Here is a 20,190-nt window from a genome sequence, read left to right as displayed (position 1 = left end):
AGAGACAGCTTTCCCTGGCGTAGGTTGGGAGTCAGAAAAGCCAAGGCGAATTTTTCAGGCTGTTGATTTATAACGTTTTACTGGAAAATTCGGGAACTTTCAGGGTTCTTGGCGGTCTAAGTGTCAGTTGGTATATTTTAGGGCCGTCGGGTTCGGAGGTTAGAGCATGGGTACGAGTTTACAACTGGTTGATCGACTGGTTCCGGGTGCGAATCTCGAGTCTTATATTCAGGCTGCGAGTCGTATTCCGGTGCTCACAGCAGATGAAGAGCGGGAGCTGGCAGAACGGCTCCATTACGAGGGCGATGTGGAAGCTGCCCGTCAGCTGGTTATGTCTCACCTGCGCTTCGTGATTCATATTGCCCGGAGCTATTCCGGCTATGGTCTGGCCCAGGCGGATCTGATTCAGGAAGGCAACGTTGGCCTGATGAAGGCCGTGAAGCGCTTCAACCCGGAATATGGGGTACGCCTGGTATCGTTTGCGGTGCACTGGATCAAGGCCGAGATTCATGAGTTCATCCTGCGCAACTGGCGGATCGTGAAGGTCGCGACCACCAAGGCCCAGCGCAAGCTGTTCTTCAATCTGCGCAGCCAGAAGAAGAAGTTGGCGTGGCTCAGCCACGATGAACTGAATGCGGTGGCAGAAGATCTCGGCGTGGAGCCCCGTGTTGTCCGCGAAATGGAAGGACGTCTGGCGTCGCAGGACACGGCGTTTGATGGTCCGATGGACGACGATGAAGACAACGCCTATCAGGCGCCGGCCTATTATCTGGAAGATGCGCGCAGCAATCCGGCCACCCAGTTGGAAAACGCCGACTGGTCAGACGACGCCAACGGCCGTCTGATGCAGGCTCTGGAAAGTCTGGACGAGCGTAGTCAGGACATCCTGCGCGAGCGCTGGTTGTCCGAGAGCAAGTCGACGCTGCATGAGTTGGCCGACAAGTATGGGGTTTCCGCTGAGCGGATTCGACAGCTTGAGAAGAATGCCATGAAGAAGATTCGCATGCAGATGTCTGAGGCGGCCTGAGGTTCGGGCCTGTCGAATCAGGTAATCTGAAGTGAACGCCACCACCGGTTCCGGTTGGTGGCGTTTTTGTTTGTATAATCGGAAACTTTACCTTGGGGGCAGAAGAGATTGGGAGGGTCTTTCCAAAACACGCTGTGAATACGTCCTTGTACGCTCGGCTCCGCCATCCATGGCTCCGCACGGTTTTGGAAAGACCCTCCCAATCCCTTCTCAAATCTTTGTTCAAAGGCCTGAAAAATGACTGATAAACACCTCCATATCGCATTTCTTGGCATCGGCCTGATGGGCGCGCCAATGACTCGCAATCTTCTTGATGCGGGCTTTCCGATGACCCTCTGGAACCGCACCGCCAGTAAGTGCGAGCCGTTCGCCTCGGAGGCCACCATTGCCGATTCTCCGGCGGAGGCGGTGGCCAAGGCCGATGTGGTGATCACCATGCTGGAGAACAGCGATGTGGTGGAACAGGTACTGGTCGCCCAGGGTGCGATGGATGCGCTGAAGCCGGGGGCGTTGGTGATTGATATGAGCTCCATCCAGCCATCGGTGGCCCGGCGCCATGGCCAGTTGGCGGCGGACCGGGGTGCCGGCTATGTGGACGCACCGGTGTCCGGTGGAACGCTGGGCGCGGCGGAAGCTCGCCTCAGTATCATGGCCGGGGGAACGGAGGCGGATGTGGGCCGGGCCCGGCCGGTGTTTGCGGCGCTCGGTAAGTGCACCCGAATCGGGCCCGTGGGCTCGGGGCAACTGGCAAAGCTGGCCAATCAGGCTATCGTGGGTATCACCATCGGCGCGGTGTCCGAGGCGTTGCTGCTTGCCGCCAAAGGCGGTGCGGATCCGGCGGCGGTTCGGGAAGCGCTGCTCGGAGGCTTTGCCGGCAGCCGGATTCTGGAGCTGCATGGGCAGCGTATGATCGACCGGGACTTTGCCCCCGGCGCGCCGGCGCGGATTCAGCTCAAGGACATGCGGATGATCCTGGATGAGGCGCGGGCGGAAGGGCTGACCCTGCCGCTGGCGCAGCAGACCCATAATGAATACCTGTCACTGGTGGCCAACGGCCACAGCGATGTTGACCACAGCGGCCTGTTGCTGGAGCTGGAGCATCTGAACGGTGCCCTGCTCGGCGCGCACGGCCAAGGCCCGAAGGAGTAACGGCCATGCCCCGTTTTGCAGCCAATCTGTCCATGCTGTTCACGGAAGTGGACTTTCTGGAGCGGTTTGCCCTTGCCCGCGACGCCGGTTTTGAGGGTGTGGAATACCTGTTCCCCTATGCCTATCCCCCGGAGCAGCTGAGTGGGCTGCTGCGCGAGCACGGGTTGACCCAGGTGCTGTTCAATCTGCCGCCGGGAGACTGGGACGCCGGTGAGCGTGGTATTGCCTGCCTGCCGGACCGGGTCGAGGAATTCCGGGCGGGCGTGGACCAGGCCATCGAGTACGCCCGGGCTCTCGACTGTCGTCAGCTGAATTGCCTGGCAGGGCTCAAGCCTGCCGATGTGTCGGAGGAGCTGGCCTGGCAGACCCTGGTGGAGAATGTCAGCTGGGCGTCATCGAAGCTGGCAGAGCAGGGCATCACCCTGTGCCTGGAGGCGATCAACTCGCGAGTGGATATGCCGGGCTTCGTGCTGGATACCTCTGGCAAGGTACTGGCACTGATTGAGCAGGTGGACGCCGACAATGTTCGCCTGCAGTATGACCTTTACCACATGCAGATCATGGAGGGCGATCTGGTCCGCACCCTGGAATGCCTGTTACCGTGGATAGGCCATATCCAGTTTGCGGACAATCCGGGGCGCCATGAGCCGGGCACCGGGGAGATTAACTTTTTGAATGTTTTCGAGGCGATCGACCGCCTCGGGTACGAAGGCTGGGTCAGCGCCGAATATCGGCCCTCGGGCCGGACTGCCGACAGTCTGGATTGGTTTGCCGGTGGTCATCGACCGTCGCCATAGGCGACACCCTCTTACAAGATCGTAACTGGCCGGCTTGCGGAATCCTTCGTACCCTTGTCGCAGATGTACGTGTCGCTACTGTAATCCGCTATCGGGAGGAGAACCGGTGAAAGCGCTGGTAATCGAAGACGATCAGGACGTTGCAAACTACCTTGTCAAAGGGCTGAAGGAATCGGACTTTGTGGTCGATCATGCCGCCGATGGCAAAGAGGGCATGATGATGGCGGCCAGCGAGGATTACGACATCATGATCGTGGATCGTATGCTTCCGGGGATGGATGGCCTGTCGATCATCAAAACGGTGCGGGCGACGGGCAATCAGGTGCCGGTGCTGATCCTGAGCGCCCTGGGCGATGTCGACGACCGGGTCGAGGGTCTTCGGGGCGGTGGCGACGACTACCTCACCAAGCCTTTCTCGTTCACCGAGCTTCTGGCGCGCATCGAATCCCTTATCCGTCGTAATCGGCAGGCGGCCGAGACCGAGACGGTATTGAAGGTTGCCGATCTGGAAATGGACCTGCTGGCCCGCACCGTCAAGCGCGCTGGCCAGAACATCGACGTCCAGCCCCGGGAATTTCGCCTGCTGGAGTACCTCATGCGCAACGCCGGGCAGGTGGTCACCCGTACCATGCTGCTGGAGAAGGTGTGGGATTATCACTTTGATCCGCAGACCAACGTGATCGACGTGCACATCAGCCGGCTTCGGGCCAAGATCGACAAGGAATTCGATACCCCCTTACTGCAGACCATCCGGGGTGCAGGGTACATGCTACGTGAAACTGCTTAGCCAGCTCAGGACGTCCTCTTTTCAGCTCGCCCTGCTCTACATGGTGGTGTTTGCCACCTCGGTTTTTCTGCTGCTGGCGTTCATTTACTGGCGTACCGCGGGCTTCATGACCGCCCAGACCGACGAAACCATCGAAGCGGAAATCGCCGGTCTGGCAGAACAGTATCGTGGCCGCGGGGTCAACGGACTGATCACCATCATTCGCGAGCGCGTTGCCCGCGATCCCAACGCCAAGTCCATCTACCTGCTGACCACCGATGACTTCCTGAAACTGGCAGGCAACATTGATACCTGGCCTGAGGGGAGTCGCTCCGAGAGTGGCTGGATCAATTTCACCCTGAACGAATCGGTGGGCTGGAGCGGGCCGGAGCGCCTGGCTCGTGCCCGGATTTTCGAGGTTCAGGGCGGCCTCCGGCTCCTGGTGGGTCGGGACGTGGATGAACTGACCAACCTCAAGCGGGTCATCGAAACGGCCATCAACTGGGGCATGGGAATTACCCTCGCACTGGCGTTGCTGGGCGGATTCCTGATGAGTCGGAGCACCACACGGCGCATCGAGGTGATCAACAACACCTCCCGCCGGATCATGAACGGCCATCTGTCACTGCGCATTCCCACCCGCGGGACTGACGACGATTTCGACCAGCTCGCAGAGAACCTGAACCAGATGCTGGACCGGATTGTGTACCTGATGGAGGGTATCCGGCATGTCTCTGACAGCATCGCCCACGACTTGCGCACGCCGCTCACCAGGCTGCGAAACCAGCTGGAAAACACCCTGATGTCAGTAGACAACGACGAGGCCCGGGAGCAGGCGGGGCGCGCCGTGGCGGAAGCGGACCAGTTGCTGGCGACCTTCAACGCGCTTTTGCGCATCGCCCGACTGGAGACAAGGGGCAATGCCGCAGACATGAAGCCCGTGTCCCTGGACGAGTTGGTCACGGACGCCTGTGAACTCTACGAAGCGTTGGCGGAAGACAAGGATCAGTCGTTCGAACAGGAGCTGGAGAAAGGGGTCATTATCGAAGGCGACCGGGATCTGCTTTTCCAGATGGTCAGCAATCTGATCGACAACGCCATCAAATACACCCCCGAACATGGCGTCATCGGTGTTGCCGTACGCAAAGAGGGCAGTGACGCTGTCTTCGAGGTGCGCGACAGTGGCATAGGGATTCCGGATGCCGAGAAAGACCAGGTGTTCCAGCGCTTTTACCGGGTCGGCAAAAGCCGTTCACTGCCCGGTAACGGCCTTGGCCTGAGTCTGGTGAGCGCCGTGGCGGAGATTCATCAGGGGCGGATTCTGCTCAGCGACACCCGGCCCGGGGAGTCCTCACCCGGGCTGACGGTAGCGGTTCGGATACCTGCCTACTCAGAGGCGCGCAAACGCATCCGCGCAGCCCAGGCTGAGCAGTCTGCGGATGGCGCCCCCGGAGAACTGGTCAGCACTGCCGAATCATCCGGCGCCGAGACTCACTGACTGGCGCTGAACCTGTTGATGCGGTCCAGTACCGGAGTGAGCAAAGCGTCGGCCCGGGTTTCAATCTGGTGTGCCAGGGTTTCAACCTGTGAACGGCGACGATTGACCCGCACCTGAATGCTATCCCACTCGCCTTCCAGATGCTTCTGTTCGACCATCAGGAACGCCGCCAGGTTGTGGCGATTGACCTTGCCGGTAATGCCTAGCTGGTCCAGTCGGTAGCCCAGGGCATCCACGCCATTGAGAGCCATAGTGAGCAATTTGTCGGTGTTCATGTCGGGTGTCTCCGTAACCTGAGTCTGTATGGAACCAATGGCCCGACATTAGGGACTCTTCCTAGAGTGCACAACCTAATTCCTGAGGCCGATAGTCCCTGACCAAAAGGTAATTTGGCGGCCACGCCCGGGTAATCCACGGTATGCACAATGGCAAGGGTAGTGAAGGAAGCCAGCACCGTTTGTTGCTTGCTTCTCCCTCCAGCACAGCGCTAGCCTTAACCCCGCAATTGCGGGGTTTTTTTATGCCACCCTGCCGGCCACCGGCCACGCCGGAAGTGTTTGTTCAACCGATCGAAAACAGGGAATAGCCGCATCCATGAGCCAGGCATCAGAAAACCGGGGGCCCCGACCGCGCTACATTACGCCGGAAGGCGAGCGGGCGTTGCGGGACGAATTGCAGTATCTCTGGAAGACTAAGCGGCCCGAGGTCACCCAGGCGGTGCGTGAGGCTGCGGCCCTCGGAGACCGTTCGGAGAATGCCGAATACATCTATGGCAAGAAGCAGCTTCGGGAAATTGACCGGCGGGTGCGATTCCTCAGCAAGCGTCTGGACGAGCTTACCGTGGTGGACCGGTTGCCGGAGGACCGCAGCAAGGTGTTCTTTGGCGCCTGGGTAACCGTCGAAGATGAGGAGGGCAATGAGCAGACCTACCGTCTGGTTGGCGCCGATGAGTTCGATCTCAGCAAGGGCTACCTCAGCATTAACTCGCCCCTCGCCCGGGCCCTGATTGGCAAGCGTCTGGACGACGAAGTCAGTGTGCGCACGCCTGAGGGCTGGAAATCCGTTTTCGTGATGGACATTCGTTACCAGGCGCCCGGGACCGACAAGTGAAAACTGTCACAAAATCGTCGAAATGCCGGGCAGCGCGTAGTCTTTGTCGATAGACTGATCAAAAAACGTCACAGGGCATGTGGGGCAGCCATTGTCTGCCAGGATCATTATCATGGGTATTTCAGGACAACACCGCAGGTATTTTTCGCTTCGGAGCGGCTTCTGGGCTGCGCTTGGCCTCGTAACGACCCTGGCTTCCGTCGGTTCGCTGGCGGAGCAGGCTGACGACAGCAACGACACCGGGAGCGCCTTCGACTATGAGGAGCGCTCTACCATCGACACAATTTCTCTGCGCTCCATTGAAGAGGAAACCCTGGCAAATACCGTCATCGAGGGTGGGCTTACGGCACCTGCCGCCGGCGTGCCCCTGAAACCGAGGGTGGAAGACGATTTCTACCTGGATCCACTCGGGCTGAGACCAGGTGACAACCGCACGGATCTTGGCCGCTCCCAGATTCCGGTGGAATTCCGGTTCAGCAACCCCAAATCCATTCCGGGCCAGACCCACAGCAACAACTACATGATACGTCCCCCTGAAAACCGCAACTACGACGCGCTCAATATCAATATGACCGAGCGCTGAGTCCCGTTTCAGGCCGCACTGGCGGCGTTGTCGACGGAGGTCTCGCCCAGCACGTCCTCGTAGAAGAATGCCAGAGCCTGTCTGGCCTGGTTCAGTCTCGCCCGGGACACGCGCATACGATTGCCGAGGTACTCGAGAAACTGCTGGCGATGGTCAGATGCCAGGGTCTCCGGATCCTTGAGATCGTGAAACAGCACGAAACGCGTGATCCAGTGCAGATAGGTCTGTTCGGAGCGTTGGTTCAGGTGATGTTTGCGGATGGCGTCCCTGACACGGCCAAGAAGGCCCGGCTGGGACTGCTCCAGCGCCTCGGTAATATCCATGAGTGGTTGCTTCCTGGAAGTTTGTTCTTGTTATGGTGAGCGCATCTTATGACAATCGTTTTACCGGCGCAAAGCATTCGCGGGATTCAGAAGATCCCGACTGTAGTTAGTCGGGATCGGCAGGCTCTGGGGGCTTATTTCAGGGCTTCCAGTTTGTCGATGTACTGTTGCATGGCGTCGTCTTTGGACATGCCTTTGAGTTTTTCCCAGGCATCGAATTTGGCCCGGCCCACGAAATCCATCATACCCGGACGCTTTCCGGACACGTCTCCCTCGGTGGCCTGCTTGTAAAGCGCATAGAACTCAAGTTTCATCTCATTGGATGGCTTGAAGTCGCCTTCGGCGGTCTGGATGTAGTTCACGGCCTCGTCGAAGCGGGTTTTCAGGTCACTCATGGTGTCTCTCCTTATGGTTCGGGTTGGTTCCTGTTGTTCTCAGGCTGGTGATCAGGCGAGTATAGCCAGCACCCCGGTCGCCGTCATTGACCGAATGCCCGGCCGGGTGCGGCAAATCGGAAAGCGGACCGACTTCTGGCAAAAGCTTGCCCGAGCGCACAGTTCCCGATAACGCTGGCCAGTTTTTGCTTGAGAACGGAAAACGATCTGTGTAGAGTTCGGGTGGTTGCGCGCCAGGAGGGCGCGTACAAGGGATTGAACAACTGCAAATGATTTGCACAGGGAGCAAGCGCATGTCTTCAAAAGACGGTTCCGTCGCGCCTAAAGAGCGCATCAATATCAAGTATGTCCCCGCCACCGGAGATCAGCAGGCCGAAACTGAGCTGCCGCTGAAGATGTTCGTGGTTGGCGATTTCAAGGGACACGCCGAAGAAACCCCCATCGAAGATCGCAAGGCCATTTCCGTCGACAAGAATAACTTCCGTTCGGTTATGAAGGAAGCCGGCCTGACTCTTTCCACCACCGTGACCAACAAGCTGGACGAGGAAGCCGACGAGTTGCCGGTGAACCTGGAATTCCAGACCCTTGACGATTTTTCCCCGGACAGCGTTGCCCGTCAGGTACCCGAGCTGAACAAGCTCATTGAGCTGCGGGAAGCGCTCGTGGCTCTGAAAGGCCCGCTGGGTAACGTACCCTCGTTCCGGTCCAAGCTGCAGGAACTGCTGGACAACGACGACGCCCGGGACAAGCTGCTGGCCGAACTGGAACTGGCCACCGACAGCAACGAGTAAGCGAACGCACGCTCACTCTCCTATTTTCATCAAAACGTACTGAAGGGATGTGGTATGTCTGATACTGCCGTGCAGCACTCTGCTGCCTCCGAATCCGTTGCCGAAGGGTCCTTGCTGGACCAGGTCATGGCCAACAGCCGCATGGCGCCAGCGGATGAGGGTTACGATGTTGCCCGCAAGGGCGTGGCAACGTTTATTGCCAACCTGCTGAAAAGCGATGAAAAAGGCCAGCCGGTCAACAAGGCCCTGGTGGACCAGATGGTGGTGGAGCTGGATCGCAAGATCAGCGCCCAGATGGATGAAATCCTGCATGCGCCGAAACTGCAGGAGCTGGAATCCTCCTGGCGCGGCCTCAAGCTGATGGTCGATCGCACCGACTTCCGCGAGAACATCAAGGTGGACATCCTCCATGCCACCAAGACCGAGCTGCTGGAAGACTTCGAATTTGCGCCGGACGTTACCCAGACCGGCTTCTACAAGCATATCTACTCCACCGAGTATGGCCAATTCGGCGGTGAGCCGGTGGGTGCGGTAGTGGGCAACTACGCCTTTACCCCGTCCACGCCGGACATGAAGTTGCTGCAGTACGTGTCGTCGGTCGGCGCCATGGCCCATGCGCCGTTCCTGTCCTCCGTGGCCCCGTCGTTCTTCGGCGTCGACAGCTACCAGGAACTGCCGGCCATCAAGGAACTGAAGGCTGTGTTCGAGGGCCCGAAATACGCCAAGTGGCGCTCCCTGCGGGAATCCGAAGACGCCCGCTACCTGGGCCTGACATCACCGCGCTTCCTGCTGCGGGTGCCCTACGACCCCACCGAAAACCCGGTACGCAGCTTCAACTACAAGGAAGACGTGTCTGGCGATCACGAGCATTACCTCTGGGGCAACACCGCCTACCTGCTGGCCACTCGCCTGACTGAAAGCTTTGCCAAGTACCGCTGGTGCCCGAACATCATCGGCCCGCAAAGTGGCGGTGCGGTGGAGGACCTGCCGGTGCATCTGTTCGAATCCTTCGGCCAGCTCGAGGCCAAGATCCCGACCGAAGTGCTGATCACCGACCGTCGCGAATACGAAATGGCCGACGAGGGCTTCATCGCCCTGACCATGCGCAAGGGAAGCGACAACGCCGCGTTTTTCTCCGCCAACTCGGTGCAGAAACCCAAGCAGTTCCCGAACACCAAGGAAGGCAAGGAAGCGGAGACCAACTACAAGCTGGGCACCCAGCTGCCGTACATGATGATCGTCAACCGCCTGGCCCACTACATCAAAGTGCTGCAGCGGGAACAGATCGGCTCCTGGAAGGAACGCCAGGATCTGGAGCGGGAACTGAACACCTGGATACGCCAGTACGTGGCCGACCAGGAAAACCCGCCGGCAGAAGTTCGCAGCCGTCGCCCCCTGCGGGCCGCGCAGGTCACCGTTTCAGACGTGGACGGCGATCCGGGCTGGTACCAGGTATCCCTGGCGGTTCGGCCTCACTTCAAGTACATGGGCGCCAACTTCGAACTGTCACTGGTTGGCCGGCTGGACAAGGACTGATCCGTGTTCCGGCATCCGGCCAGCGACGGATCGCAGGCCGGCACCGGCAGCCTGTTCGAACGACTCGAGCAGGCGGCCGAACCGGCCGGCCAGAGCATGGGGGAGGCTACCCATGTGGTCGAGTCCATCAAGCGCCACCTGGTACGACTGCTCAATGCCCATCCGGGCAACAGCGCGAGCGTACCGGACCTGGGCTTGCTGGACTTCAACGACGCCACGCTCGGCACCCACGATCTGAGTGTCCAGATCCGCGGCGCGATACGACAGTGTATCGAGAAATTCGAACCCAGGGTGAAGCGGGTGGATGTGGTCAATCTGCCCCAGGGGCCCGACCCGCTGCAGCTGCGGTTTCAGGTGACGGTCTATCTCAACGTCGATTCGAAAGACGACAAAACAACCATAGATTTGGTTCTGGATGACAAACGTTACTACCAGGTGGTGTAACGGAAACGATCAGCAAACACCAAGGATGGCGAGAGTCGGTGGGGATGCTTTTCTGCAGGGAAAAAAGATGTCTGAGCGCAGCGAGTTGTTTTTTCCCGGAAGAAAAGCATACCGACCGGCTCATACTCCCAAGGATTCGGTAGTTGTATGAAGTTGAATCGCTTTTACAGGGACGAATTAAGCTTTCTCAGGCTCCAGGGCCGGGAATTCGCGGATGCCCATCCGCAGCTCACCCGCTTTCTGTCCGAGCAGAGCACCGACCCGGATGTGGAACGACTGCTGGAGGGCTTTGCCTTTCTGACCGGCAAGTTGCGGGAAAAGGTGGAAGACGAATTCCCGGAGATCACCCACTCGCTGCTGAATATGCTGTGGCCGAACTACCTGAGGCCGGTGCCCAGTTGCACCATCATGCGCTTCGACCCCCAGTTGCATGCCATCAGTGAACGCCAGCGGGTGGAGCGCCACACCGAGATCAAAAGCCGCCCCGTGGGTGATGCCACCCGCCAGACCCAGTGTCGGTTCCGGACCTGCCGGACGGTGGACGTGTACCCCATGAGCGTGGCGGCGGCCCATGCCGAGCACTCCCGGGAAGTATCCTCGGTGACCGTGGACCTGGCCTTGCATACCGACCAGCCGCTGTCGTCACTGGGTATGGACAGCCTTCGGTTTTACCTGGGTGGTGAGAGCCACATCGGCGAAACCTTGTTCCTGTGGTTGAACCATTATCTGGAACGAATTGAGCTGGTGGTGGGCGACACCGTCTGCCAACTGCCTGCCTCGCTGTTGCAGCCTGTAGGGTTTGCCAGCGACGAGGCCCTGCTGCCGTATCCCAAGAACGCCTACCCGGGTTACCGCATTCTGCAGGAATACCTCAGTTTTCCCGAAGCTTTCCGGTTTGTGGACATCCACGGGCTTGGCCGTCGTCTGCCGGCGGTGCAGGCGGACGAAATAAGCCTGCGTTTTCATTTCAGCCGGATACTGCCGCCCGATGCAAAAGTGCGGGAAGAGAATTTCCAGCTTTACTGCACCCCGGCGGTGAACCTGTTCACCCACGAGGGCGAACCGGTGGACCTGAACGGACGCCAGACCGAATACCGGATCTCGCCCTCCAGCCGCTCGCCGGACCACTACGAGGTGTTCAGCATCGAGCAGGTTGAGGGCTGGCTGGAAGGCCGTTCCGGCCGTGGTGAGCCGCGTATATATACCGCGTTCGAGAGTTTTCAGCACGAGGTGGAGCGGGATCGTGGACGCACCGCTCTATACTACCGGGTGCGCGCCAGGGACAGCGTGCGCGGCGACGGCTTCGATCACTACATGTCGTTTGTCCGGGGCGATGAGTCCGAATGCCTGAGCCGACAGGAGGCCATCTCCCTGACACTCACGTGCACCAACCGGCAGTTGCCGGGCCAATTGGCGGTGGGCGAGATCTGCATGGCCACCGAGAGCACACCAGCGTTCGCCACCTTCAGCAACATCACCCGGCCGACGGCGACCCTGCGGCCGACCCTGGACGGCAGCCTGTTGTGGACACTGATCTCCAACCTGTCACTGAACTATCTCTCGATGCTCGACGTGGACGCCCTGCGCACGGTGCTCAGGGTCTACGATTTCCGGGCCCTGGTGGACCGGCAGGCGGAACGGGTGTCCCAGAAGCGCCTCGCGGGCATTACCGGGATTGAGACCCGCCCGGTGGACCGGATGGTGAAGGGGCTGCCGGTGCGGGGCATCCGGTCGGTCCTCAAGCTGGACCAGCAGGCCTTTGCCTCGGAAGGGGATCTTTACCTGTTCGGCACAGTTCTCAGCCAGTTCTTTGCCCTTTACGCCAGCATCAACGCATTTCACCAACTGGAAGTGGTGAACACTGACAATCAGGAACGGTACACATGGACGTTACAGCAAGGTCAGCAGCCGCTGATGTAGCCGAGCTGCAACCCGTCCTGGGCAATGCGCGGCGATACAGTTTTTTCCAGCTGGTGGACCTGATTCACCGGCACCACGGCGACGATCTGGAGCGCAACAGCGACGATCAGCCGCGGCAGGAACGAATCCGGTTTTCGGCCTCTGCCGGGCTGGGCTTTCCCGGCAGCGACGTGGTGTCGGCATTGTCGCCCGAGCACGAGCACGCGCCTTACCAGCTGGAAGTCAGCTTTCTGGGACTGCATGGCTGCCAGTCGCCGTTGCCCGGCTATTACCTGGAGGACCTGGCCTGGGAGGCGGGCCAGAACCTGGGCATCCGTCGGCATTTCCTGGATTTCTTCAACCATCGTCTGGTTACCCTGTTTCACCGGGCCTGGCGCAAATACCGGTACTACGTGCGTTTCCAGCCGGGCGCTTCCGACGGCTTTTCAGAGCTGATTTTCGCCCTGGTGGGCCTCGGCGACAGCCGGTTGCGGGAAGCCACGCCGGTGAACTGGTCCAAGATGCTGGCCTACGCCGGGTTGATGGCGGGCCGCAGCCGCTCGCCTGAGGTGGTCAGCGGCATTGTTTCTCACTGTTTTGACCTGGATGACGTCAGCATCGAGCAGTGGGTGCTGCGCAAGGTGGCCATTGCCCCCGATCAGCAGACCCGGTTGGGGCGCGCCAATGCCTCCCTGGGCAACGACACCCTGGCAGGGAGCAGCATTCGCGACCGCAGCGGGAAGTTTGTGCTGCGACTGCGCAATCTCAGCCGGGAGCGCTTCGCTGACTTCCTGCCCAACGGTCGCGATCACCGGCGCCTGGTCAAGCTGGTTGAGTTCGCCACCCGGGAGCAGCTGGCTTACGACCTGGAACTGCAGATGCGACCGAAAGACATTCGTGCCATGCAACTGGGCGAGGATGTCCGCTTGGGCTGGAACAGCTTTGTGACACCGGAACAGGCCCGGCAACGGCCGGCCGTTCGACTTCAGATTCGCCGATAGGTAGGGCGGGGAAGCGCATCATGAATGAAACACAGGCTCCGAGCCTCCGACTGACCATCGTCAACCCCGCCGCTGCAACCGCCGGGGCCAGCCTTGATTATCAATTCAGTGCCCGCGGTGGGTCCATTGGCACCGCCGCAAACGACACCTGGCGGTTGTCGTCGCAGCGTACTGGAGCGGTGCCCGGTCACGCCGAGATCCGGTTCCTGGACGGAGTGTTCTGTCTGATTGATCGCAGTGGCCGCACCTATATCAATAGCGGCAGCCAGCCGGTGGGGCGTGGCCGTCGGGCGCGTCTTAACCACGGTGACACCCTGGTTATCGGCCGTTACCGCATTCGGGCGGATTTGATCGAGCCCGGCGAAGAGCCGCTGGCGACGGAAACTGAGCCGTGCGCTGAGCTGGTCGAGACGTCGGCAGGGCCCCTGCTGAAAGCCCGGGGCGAAGACTGCCAGTGGCAGGGCGCCGAGCCGCTGGCGCCATTGCAGCCGGTGCCGGGCGAAACCGTCAGCGATGATCCGATGGCGGCCTGGCAGAACCCGGCAGGGGCGCAGACACCCGACGCAGAGAGCGATGCCCTGATGGCCTCGAAGGCGCATTGGCTGGCCGGGGAAAGGGCGGTGTCGGACGAGTATCGGGAACACCGGGACGTGGCCGTCGGTTTACCGATTCGCAAAGGAGATAACGGAACTATGACCGGGATGCATGAGAACGGAAACACACCGGTAATGGCCAGCGGGGAAAGCCGCGGGAAGCCGTCTGCAAGCCAGGATCGCAGCAGTACCCACATCAGCGGTGCGCCCCTGCTCAGAGGTCTGGAGGCGGAGCTTGATTTTGCGGACAGCGACGAGATGCGGCTGTTTCTGGAAGAAGCTGGCCAGACACTCAAGGCGACCATGGAGGGGCTGCTGGCCCTGCACCAGTGCGAGGACAGCCGGCACCAGGCCTTGAGAACCCGTTTGCAGCCAATCGAAGACAACCCCCTGCGCCTGGGCGATGACTACCAGGCCACGGTACAGACCCTGTTTGCCAGTCAGCGCAGCCCCGTGCACCTTTCGGCACCGGCGGCGGTGCGGGAAAGCCTGCAAAGCCTGAACCATCACCAGCAGGCCACCCGCGCCGGCATCAGCGAAGCACTCCAGGCCATCCTGCATGCGTTCTCGCCGGAAGCACTGTTACAGAGGTTCCACGGCTATCGCCGGGGATTGCGCCAGAACGAAGACGAAGGCCGCTGGGCCTGGGACATGTACCAGCATTACTACCGGGAATTGAAATCCAGTCGTCAGCAAGGATTCGAGCGCCTGTTCCAGGAGGTGTTCGAGCAGGCCTACGACCAACATCTGCGTCAGCTACAGAGGGAGAGTCAGTTGTGAAGACGTGCAAATGGAGCTTGCTAGCTATTGTATTGGTGCTTGCCGGATGCAGCACGCCCTACAACGCGGTCACCAAGACCGCCAAGGTGCTCTGGGATCCGGACATTCCCGTGGGCTACCCGGAAGACCTGCCCAGCCGCGTTGGGCTGACCATGGTGGCGGAGCCGGACATGAATCCCAATGAATCCCTGGCGCCAACCCCCATCGCCTTCCAGGTGATCGAAATGCGTGACAGTTCCCTCCTGATGGCAGGGGATTTCGACCAGCTGCTCACCGACCTTGAGGCTTCACTGGGACAGAACTACGTGGACCACAGCGACTATTCCCTGGTACCGGGTCAGTTCAAGTACATCGAACCCTTCGAGATTGGCGAGGACACCCGCTTTATCGGCGTGATTGCTTTCTACGCCTACCCGAACCTGTCGCAATGGAAAAAGGTGGTGAAGGTGGATCCCATTGGAGGCCGCTATAACCTGCTGGTGAACCTGCGGGAGCGGGAAGTGAAACTCAAGCATTCGGATGATACCTGATGGCCGTTACCAATCGAGTGGTCTGGAGTGATGGTCTGTTCATCAAACCCCAGCACTTCCAGCAACAGCAGCGGTATCTGGAGCACCAGATCAACGAGCGCGCCCTGGCGATATCGGACTACCTCTATGGCTTCAGCGATCTGGAACTGAATGCCGAGTATCTGACCTTTGGCCGGGTGGGCCTGGTGCGGGCCTCCGGCCTGTTTTCCGATGGGACCCGGTTCAGCCTGCCCCAGGACGACGTGATGCCGGAGCCCCTGGAGATCAGTGATGCCTCAGTGGCCAACCAGATTGTGTACCTGGCACTGCCCCTGGGCAGCGACAGCCTGGCCGAGGTGGCCTGGCCCGAGGCACCGGTGGCTGGCCGCTTCCGGGCGGAAACCCGGGAAATCCGGGACCTGCATTCCATTGACGGCGACGCCCACGCCATTGATGTCGGTCGGGTGGCGCCCAGGCTGATGCTGGAACGGGAGGACCGGAGCGCCTATTCGGCCCTGGCCATCGGGCGGATTCTGGAGAAGCGTCCCGACGGCAGCCTGGTAATGGACCCGGCCTTCGTGCCCACCATGCTGAGTGTGCGGGCGGCGCCGAGGCTGCAGCGCTTCGTCGGCGAAATGGCGGGCCTGATGCGTGAGCGGGCCCGCACCATTGCCGAACGGGTAGGCGCGCCCGGGCAGGGTGGCGTGGCCGATGTGGCGGATTTCATGCTGCTGCAGATGCTTAATCGGGCTCACCCCCGGTTTCTGCACCTGGCCCGTCTGCGCCAGCTGCATCCGGAGCGGCTTTATGAGGCCTTGCTGGAGCTGTGTGGCGAGCTGGTGACTTTCACCGACGAGGGGCGGCTGCCGAGGGAATACCCGGCCTACGACCACGACTTGCCGGAGGACTGCTTCACACCCCTGATGCAGGTGCTGCGACAGTCCCTGAGCACCGTTCTGGAACCGAGAGCCCTGGCCATCCAGCTGCAGGAGCGCCAGTACGGTCTCACGGTGGCACCGGTGCAGGACGCCCAGCTGGTGCGGGAGGCCGAATTCATCCTGGCGGTGAAGGCGGACATGCCCCTGGACGATCTGAAGAAGCAGTTCACCCAGCAGTGCAAGGTGGCCTCGGTGGAGAAGATCCGGGACCTCATCAGCCTGCAGTTGCCGGGCATTCCGCTGACGGCATTGCCGGTGGCGCCGCGTCAGCTTCCTTATCACGCCGGTTTCGTTTATTTCCGCCTGGACGACCAGAGCCAGGCGTGGCAGATGCTCGACAACGCCAGCGGCTTCGCCTTCCACGTGGCTGGCAGTTTTCCGGGCATGGAAATGCAGTTCTGGGCAATCAGGAGTTAAGCCATGGCAGACGCACAGGTAATGGATTTACCGAATGGCAGCAAGGACCCAGGCAGCAGTGCGTTCAGCGACCTGCTGTTTGCCGACCGTTCCGGCTACCCCGAGACCCCTGAGGGTGGGCTCGACGAACAGTTCCAGCTTCGGGGGCTGGAGGCCAACCGCCTGATTGATGCAGCAACACCGCTGCTCGGGCTGGTGATCCGGATTCGGCGCCTGGTCGACTACCGGGCCGTTGAGAGCCTCTACCAGCAGGTGGTGGACGACATCGCCGCCGTCGACCGGGAACTGGTGGAGCAGGGCTACGACCGACCGGTGGTTGTTGCCTACCGCTATGTGCTCTGCGCTTTCATCGACGAGGCGGTGCTTGGCACCGACTGGGGTGCCCACAGCGTCTGGTCCCAGCATTCGCTGCTGTCGCGATTCCACAACGAAACCTGGGGTGGCGAAAAAGTCTTTGCCATTCTGGCGCGGATGGAACAGGAGCCGGCTCGTTACCGGGATATGCTGGCGTTCATCTTCCTGTGCCTGTGCCTTGGATTTGAGGGCCGCTACAAGGTCATGGAAAACGGCCGGGACGAATACGAGCAGATTGTTCGTGGGTTGCATGAGCAGCTCAAAACCCTTCGGGACGAGCAGGACCCGGCGCCCCTGGCAGACGCCCGGCTCAATGTCACCCCCTCGGGCAACCGCCTTCGCAGCGGCCTGCCGTTGTGGGGTATTGGCGGGCTGTTCGTCGCGGCGATGGCTGGTATCTATTCCCTCTACAACATGGCATTGAACGAGCGCATCACGGACGTATTGCGCGTACTCGACCAACTACCGAAATAAGGACATCACTGTGATTCGGGTAGAACTGCCGGCGCTGATCGGGCGCCTCAACGACATGTCACGCGAGGCTCTGGAAGCCTCAGCCGCCCTGTGCATCAGCCGCCAGGGCGCCGAGATTACCCCGGCGCACCTGCTGTTCAAACTGCTGGAAACGCCGTTCTCCGACGTGCGCCAGATTCTGGAACACACCGGCATCAACCATCAGAACCTGCAACCGCTGGTGGGCGAGAGCCTGAACGGTGAGCCGCAAACCGCCGAGCCGTATCCGTCGTTCTCACCACTGTTGGTTGAACTGATGCAGGACGCCTGGCTGCTGGCCTCCACCGAACTCGGCCACACCGAGCTGCGCTCCGGTGCCGTGTTCCTGGCCCTGCTGATGAATGCCGACCGCTACCTGATGCCCCGGGTAGCCCAGGCCCTGATTGACATCAACCGGGAACAGCTGCGCAAACAGTTTGACCAGATGACCGATGGCTCCGGAGAGCGCCCGCAACTGAACGAAAACGGCGCGTCGAAGCCGACCGTGCAAGCCGACATGGACCCGCTCACCCGCTACGCTACCGAGTTCACCAAGCTGGCCCGGGAACAAAAACTCGACCCGGTGGTGTGCCGCGACGCGGAAATCGACCAGATGATCGATATCCTCTGCCGCCGCCGCAAGAACAATCCCATCGTGGTGGGCGATGCCGGCGTGGGCAAAAGTGCCGTGGTGGAAGGCCTCGCCCTGCGCATCGTCAACGGCGACGTGCCAGACCGCCTGAAACACGTTGAGCTCTGGACCCTGGACATGGGCGCTCTGCAGGCCGGTGCCTCGGTGAAAGGCGAATTTGAAAAGCGCCTGAAAGGCGTGATCGAAGCGGTCAAAGGCGCCGCCACACCGATCATCCTGTTCATCGACGAAGCCCATACCCTGATCGGCGCCGGCAACAGTGAAGGTGGCTCCGACGCTGCAAACCTGCTGAAACCCGCGCTGGCCCGGGGCGAGCTGCGCACCATCGCCGCCACTACCTGGCGCGAGTACAAGAAATACTTCGAGAAAGACCCGGCCCTGAGCCGCCGCTTCCAGCCGGTGGCGCTGGATGAGCCGACACCCGGCGACGCGGTTCATATTCTCCGAGGCCTGCGCACCGTCTACGAAAAAGCCCACCAGGTACTGATCGCCGACAGCGCTCTGAAAGCTGCTGCCGAAATGTCAGCCCGCTACCTGGCCGGTCGCCAGCTACCGGACAAAGCCATCGACGTTCTGGACACGGCTTGCGCCCGTATGAGCCTGAACCTGAGCACACCGCCCAGGCGCCTGAGCCATGTTCGCAGCCAGCTGCACCAGGTGGCCATGGAGCAGCACCTGATGACCCGGGAACACGCCCTGGGCCAGACCGTGGACACCGAAAGGGAACAGTTGCTGGCACAGCAAATGGCCGACCTGACTGATGAATCCGAAACCCTGGAACAACGCTGGAACGACCAGCGCGAGCTGGTGGCCCGGCTGGTCGACATCCGCGAGCGGCTGTTGCAGACCAATGCCGACGACAAAGCCGGCGAGGATGCCGCCGCTGAACTGACCGAGGCCGATCACGAAGAACGCCCGGACCTGAAAAGCGAAGCGGCCGCCATCGAACAGGAACTGGCCAAACTCCAGGCTGACGAACCCCTGGTCCACGCCCGGGTAGACGCCCGCCAGGTCGCCGAAGTGATCGCCGACTGGACCGGCATACCGGTGAACCGTATGACCACCGACGAACTGGAAAAGATCACCCACCTGCCGGCGTACCTGCAGGAACACATCAAGGGCCAGGACACCGCCATCGAGTGCCTGCACCAGCACCTGCTCACCGCCCGCGCCGACCTGCGACGGCCGGGCCGCCCCATGGGCGCTTTCCTGCTGGTTGGCCCCAGTGGCGTCGGCAAGACCGAAACCGTGGTGCAACTGGCCGAACTGCTCTACGGCGGCCGCCAGTTCCTGACCACCATCAACATGTCCGAATACCAGGAGAAGCACACCGTCTCCCGCCTGATCGGCTCGCCCCCGGGCTATGTCGGCTTCGGCGAAGGCGGCATCCTCACCGAGGCCATCCGCCAGAAGCCTTATTCCGTGGTGCTCCTCGACGAAGTCGAGAAAGCCCATCCGGAAGTGCTCAACCTGTTCTACCAGGCCTTCGACAAGGGCGAACTGGCCGACGGAGAGGGCCGGTTGATCGACTGCAAGAACGTGGTCTTCTTCCTCACCTCCAACCTGGGCTACCAGACCATCGTCAACCACGCCGAATCCCCGGCCAGCCTCGAAGAAGCGCTTTACCCGGAACTGGCAGGCTTCTTCAAACCAGCCCTGCTGGCCCGGATGGAAGTGGTGCCCTACCTGCCGTTGGGCGAAGACACCCTCAACCGCATTGTCGGCGACAAGCTGAACCGGCTGGCCGACCAGATCCGAACCCGATACCAAACGGATGTGGAACTGGAAGACGGGCTGGTCGATGCCATCCGAAGCCGGGCGACCCGAAGCGAAAACGGCGCGAGGATGCTGGAGTCGATCATAGAGGGTGAGTTGTTGCCGCCGGTTTCCTTGGCGTTGCTGGAGAAACTGGCAGCAAGGGAGCCGGTGAACAAAATCACTCTTGGTGTCGAAGAGCATCGATTTGTAGGAACGGTAGCTTAAGGCAACCGAAATTTAGCGCAGCCTGCGGGGTGGCTTTCCAAAACCCTGCGGAGCCATGGATGGCGGAGCGGAGCCTACAGGGATGTATTCACGGCGTGTTTTGGAAAGCCACCCCGCAGGCTGTGCGGACGGCGATCTCAATTTTTATAAGAC

The 20,190-nt window shown here is 60.8% G+C and carries 20 protein-coding genes; 17 read left to right on the top strand and 3 right to left on the bottom strand.

Annotation, left to right across the window (positions count from 1 at the left end; genetic code table 11):
* Nucleotides 1–166 precede the first annotated feature (166 nt).
* The 5 genes from rpoH (at nt 167) to BM344_RS09480 (ending at nt 5,237) form a co-directional block, all read left to right on the top strand.
* Nucleotides 167–1,027, top strand: a complete 861-nt coding sequence (gene rpoH, locus BM344_RS09500) for an RNA polymerase sigma factor RpoH (protein WP_091988790.1) — start codon at nt 167–169, stop codon at nt 1,025–1,027.
* Nucleotides 1,028–1,264: 237 nt separating this feature from the next.
* Complete coding sequence (locus tag BM344_RS09495) at nt 1,265–2,176, top strand: NAD(P)-dependent oxidoreductase (RefSeq protein ID WP_091988787.1); 912 nt, start codon at nt 1,265–1,267, stop codon at nt 2,174–2,176.
* A 5-nt stretch (nt 2,177–2,181) separates the two neighbouring features.
* A complete protein-coding gene (hyi, locus tag BM344_RS09490) occupies nt 2,182–2,973 on the top strand; it encodes a hydroxypyruvate isomerase (protein ID WP_091988784.1) in 792 nt (263 codons plus the stop codon).
* 106 nt (nt 2,974–3,079) lie between these two features.
* Nucleotides 3,080–3,760 (top strand): winged helix-turn-helix domain-containing protein, encoded by a 681-nt coding sequence (locus BM344_RS09485; RefSeq protein WP_091988781.1) that lies wholly within the window; start codon nt 3,080–3,082, stop codon nt 3,758–3,760.
* On the top strand, nt 3,747–5,237 hold the full coding sequence (locus BM344_RS09480) for a HAMP domain-containing sensor histidine kinase (RefSeq protein ID WP_091988778.1): 1,491 nt from the start codon (nt 3,747–3,749) through the stop codon (nt 5,235–5,237). The genes BM344_RS09485 and BM344_RS09480 overlap by 14 nt, the downstream gene beginning before the upstream one ends.
* Here BM344_RS09480 and BM344_RS09475 read toward each other — a convergent pair.
* Nucleotides 5,231–5,512 carry a hypothetical protein gene (locus BM344_RS09475; RefSeq protein ID WP_091988775.1) on the bottom strand — a complete coding sequence of 94 codons (282 nt, stop codon included), beginning with the start codon at nt 5,510–5,512 and terminating at the stop codon, nt 5,231–5,233. The two genes, BM344_RS09480 and BM344_RS09475, sit on opposite strands and share 7 nt — an antisense overlap.
* 319 nt (nt 5,513–5,831) lie before the next feature.
* Here BM344_RS09475 and greB point away from each other — a divergent pair, with 319 nt between their 5' ends.
* Both greB and BM344_RS09465 read left to right on the top strand, forming a co-directional pair.
* Nucleotides 5,832–6,347: a transcription elongation factor GreB gene (gene greB / locus BM344_RS09470; RefSeq protein WP_091988772.1), complete on the top strand. Its 516-nt coding sequence runs from the start codon at nt 5,832–5,834 to the stop codon at nt 6,345–6,347.
* A 112-nt stretch (nt 6,348–6,459) separates the two neighbouring features.
* Nucleotides 6,460–6,930, top strand: a complete 471-nt coding sequence (locus BM344_RS09465) for a hypothetical protein (RefSeq protein WP_228143588.1) — start codon at nt 6,460–6,462, stop codon at nt 6,928–6,930.
* Nucleotides 6,931–6,938: 8 nt separating this feature from the next.
* Here BM344_RS09465 and BM344_RS09460 read toward each other — a convergent pair whose 3' ends face one another.
* A complete protein-coding gene (locus tag BM344_RS09460) occupies nt 6,939–7,253 on the bottom strand; it encodes a site-specific integrase (RefSeq protein ID WP_091988769.1) in 315 nt (104 codons plus the stop codon).
* A gap of 134 nt (nt 7,254–7,387) precedes the next feature.
* The gene (locus BM344_RS09455; RefSeq protein WP_091988766.1) at nt 7,388–7,648 is read right to left on the bottom strand and encodes an acyl-CoA-binding protein; all 261 of its coding nucleotides are present in this window, start codon (nt 7,646–7,648) and stop codon (nt 7,388–7,390) included.
* Between the two features lie 293 nt (nt 7,649–7,941).
* Here BM344_RS09455 and tssB point away from each other — a divergent pair, with 293 nt between their 5' ends.
* From tssB to tssH, 10 genes are all read left to right on the top strand, one after another.
* Nucleotides 7,942–8,439, top strand: coding sequence for a type VI secretion system contractile sheath small subunit (gene tssB, locus BM344_RS09450; RefSeq protein WP_008175709.1), 498 nt, complete (start codon nt 7,942–7,944; stop codon nt 8,437–8,439).
* 54 nt (nt 8,440–8,493) lie between these two features.
* Nucleotides 8,494–9,975, top strand: coding sequence for a type VI secretion system contractile sheath large subunit (tssC, locus tag BM344_RS09445; RefSeq protein ID WP_091988763.1), 1,482 nt, complete (start codon nt 8,494–8,496; stop codon nt 9,973–9,975).
* Nucleotides 9,976–9,978: 3 nt separating this feature from the next.
* Complete coding sequence (gene tssE / locus BM344_RS09440; RefSeq protein ID WP_091988760.1) at nt 9,979–10,419, top strand: type VI secretion system baseplate subunit TssE; 441 nt, start codon at nt 9,979–9,981, stop codon at nt 10,417–10,419.
* Nucleotides 10,420–10,566: 147 nt separating this feature from the next.
* On the top strand, nt 10,567–12,339 hold the full coding sequence (tssF, locus tag BM344_RS09435; RefSeq protein ID WP_091988757.1) for a type VI secretion system baseplate subunit TssF: 1,773 nt from the start codon (nt 10,567–10,569) through the stop codon (nt 12,337–12,339).
* Nucleotides 12,303–13,319, top strand: coding sequence for a type VI secretion system baseplate subunit TssG (gene tssG, locus BM344_RS09430; protein WP_091988754.1), 1,017 nt, complete (start codon nt 12,303–12,305; stop codon nt 13,317–13,319). The genes tssF and tssG overlap by 37 nt, the downstream gene beginning before the upstream one ends.
* Before the next feature lie 20 nt (nt 13,320–13,339).
* Nucleotides 13,340–14,692, top strand: coding sequence for a type VI secretion system-associated FHA domain protein TagH (tagH, locus tag BM344_RS09425; protein ID WP_091988751.1), 1,353 nt, complete (start codon nt 13,340–13,342; stop codon nt 14,690–14,692).
* Nucleotides 14,689–15,222 (top strand): type VI secretion system lipoprotein TssJ, encoded by a 534-nt coding sequence (gene tssJ / locus BM344_RS09420; RefSeq protein ID WP_091988749.1) that lies wholly within the window; start codon nt 14,689–14,691, stop codon nt 15,220–15,222. The genes tagH and tssJ overlap by 4 nt, the downstream gene beginning before the upstream one ends.
* Nucleotides 15,222–16,556, top strand: coding sequence for a type VI secretion system baseplate subunit TssK (tssK, locus tag BM344_RS09415; RefSeq protein WP_091988746.1), 1,335 nt, complete (start codon nt 15,222–15,224; stop codon nt 16,554–16,556). The genes tssJ and tssK overlap by 1 nt, the downstream gene beginning before the upstream one ends.
* Before the next feature lie 3 nt (nt 16,557–16,559).
* On the top strand, nt 16,560–17,384 hold the full coding sequence (gene icmH, locus BM344_RS09410) for a type IVB secretion system protein IcmH/DotU (RefSeq protein ID WP_091988743.1): 825 nt from the start codon (nt 16,560–16,562) through the stop codon (nt 17,382–17,384).
* Nucleotides 17,385–17,394: 10 nt separating this feature from the next.
* On the top strand, nt 17,395–20,037 hold the full coding sequence (gene tssH / locus BM344_RS09405) for a type VI secretion system ATPase TssH (RefSeq protein WP_091988740.1): 2,643 nt from the start codon (nt 17,395–17,397) through the stop codon (nt 20,035–20,037).
* Nucleotides 20,038–20,190 lie beyond the last annotated feature (153 nt).

The sequence above is a fragment of the Marinobacter gudaonensis genome (assembly GCF_900115175.1).
GTDB lineage: Bacteria > Pseudomonadota > Gammaproteobacteria > Pseudomonadales > Oleiphilaceae > Marinobacter > Marinobacter gudaonensis.
This window is presented reverse-complemented; position numbering and strand designations above follow the sequence as displayed.

Excerpts from the sequence above, each read along its gene's own strand:
- rpoH (WP_091988790.1), top strand. The coding sequence starts at position 167 with ATGGGTACGAGTTTACAACTGGTTGATCGACTGGTTCCGGGTGCGAAT.
- BM344_RS09495 (WP_091988787.1), top strand. The coding sequence starts at position 1,265 with ATGACTGATAAACACCTCCATATCGCATTTCTTGGCATCGGCCTGATG.
- hyi (WP_091988784.1), top strand. The coding sequence starts at position 2,182 with ATGCCCCGTTTTGCAGCCAATCTGTCCATGCTGTTCACGGAAGTGGAC.
- BM344_RS09475 (WP_091988775.1), bottom strand. The coding sequence starts at position 5,512 with ATGAACACCGACAAATTGCTCACTATGGCTCTCAATGGCGTGGATGCC.
- greB (WP_091988772.1), top strand. The coding sequence starts at position 5,832 with ATGAGCCAGGCATCAGAAAACCGGGGGCCCCGACCGCGCTACATTACG.
- BM344_RS09465 (WP_228143588.1), top strand. The coding sequence starts at position 6,460 with ATGGGTATTTCAGGACAACACCGCAGGTATTTTTCGCTTCGGAGCGGC.
- BM344_RS09460 (WP_091988769.1), bottom strand. The coding sequence starts at position 7,253 with ATGGATATTACCGAGGCGCTGGAGCAGTCCCAGCCGGGCCTTCTTGGC.
- BM344_RS09455 (WP_091988766.1), bottom strand. The coding sequence starts at position 7,648 with ATGAGTGACCTGAAAACCCGCTTCGACGAGGCCGTGAACTACATCCAG.
- tssB (WP_008175709.1), top strand. The coding sequence starts at position 7,942 with ATGTCTTCAAAAGACGGTTCCGTCGCGCCTAAAGAGCGCATCAATATC.
- tssC (WP_091988763.1), top strand. The coding sequence starts at position 8,494 with ATGTCTGATACTGCCGTGCAGCACTCTGCTGCCTCCGAATCCGTTGCC.
- tssF (WP_091988757.1), top strand. The coding sequence starts at position 10,567 with ATGAAGTTGAATCGCTTTTACAGGGACGAATTAAGCTTTCTCAGGCTC.
- tssG (WP_091988754.1), top strand. The coding sequence starts at position 12,303 with ATGGACGTTACAGCAAGGTCAGCAGCCGCTGATGTAGCCGAGCTGCAA.
- tagH (WP_091988751.1), top strand. The coding sequence starts at position 13,340 with ATGAATGAAACACAGGCTCCGAGCCTCCGACTGACCATCGTCAACCCC.
- tssK (WP_091988746.1), top strand. The coding sequence starts at position 15,222 with ATGGCCGTTACCAATCGAGTGGTCTGGAGTGATGGTCTGTTCATCAAA.
- icmH (WP_091988743.1), top strand. The coding sequence starts at position 16,560 with ATGGCAGACGCACAGGTAATGGATTTACCGAATGGCAGCAAGGACCCA.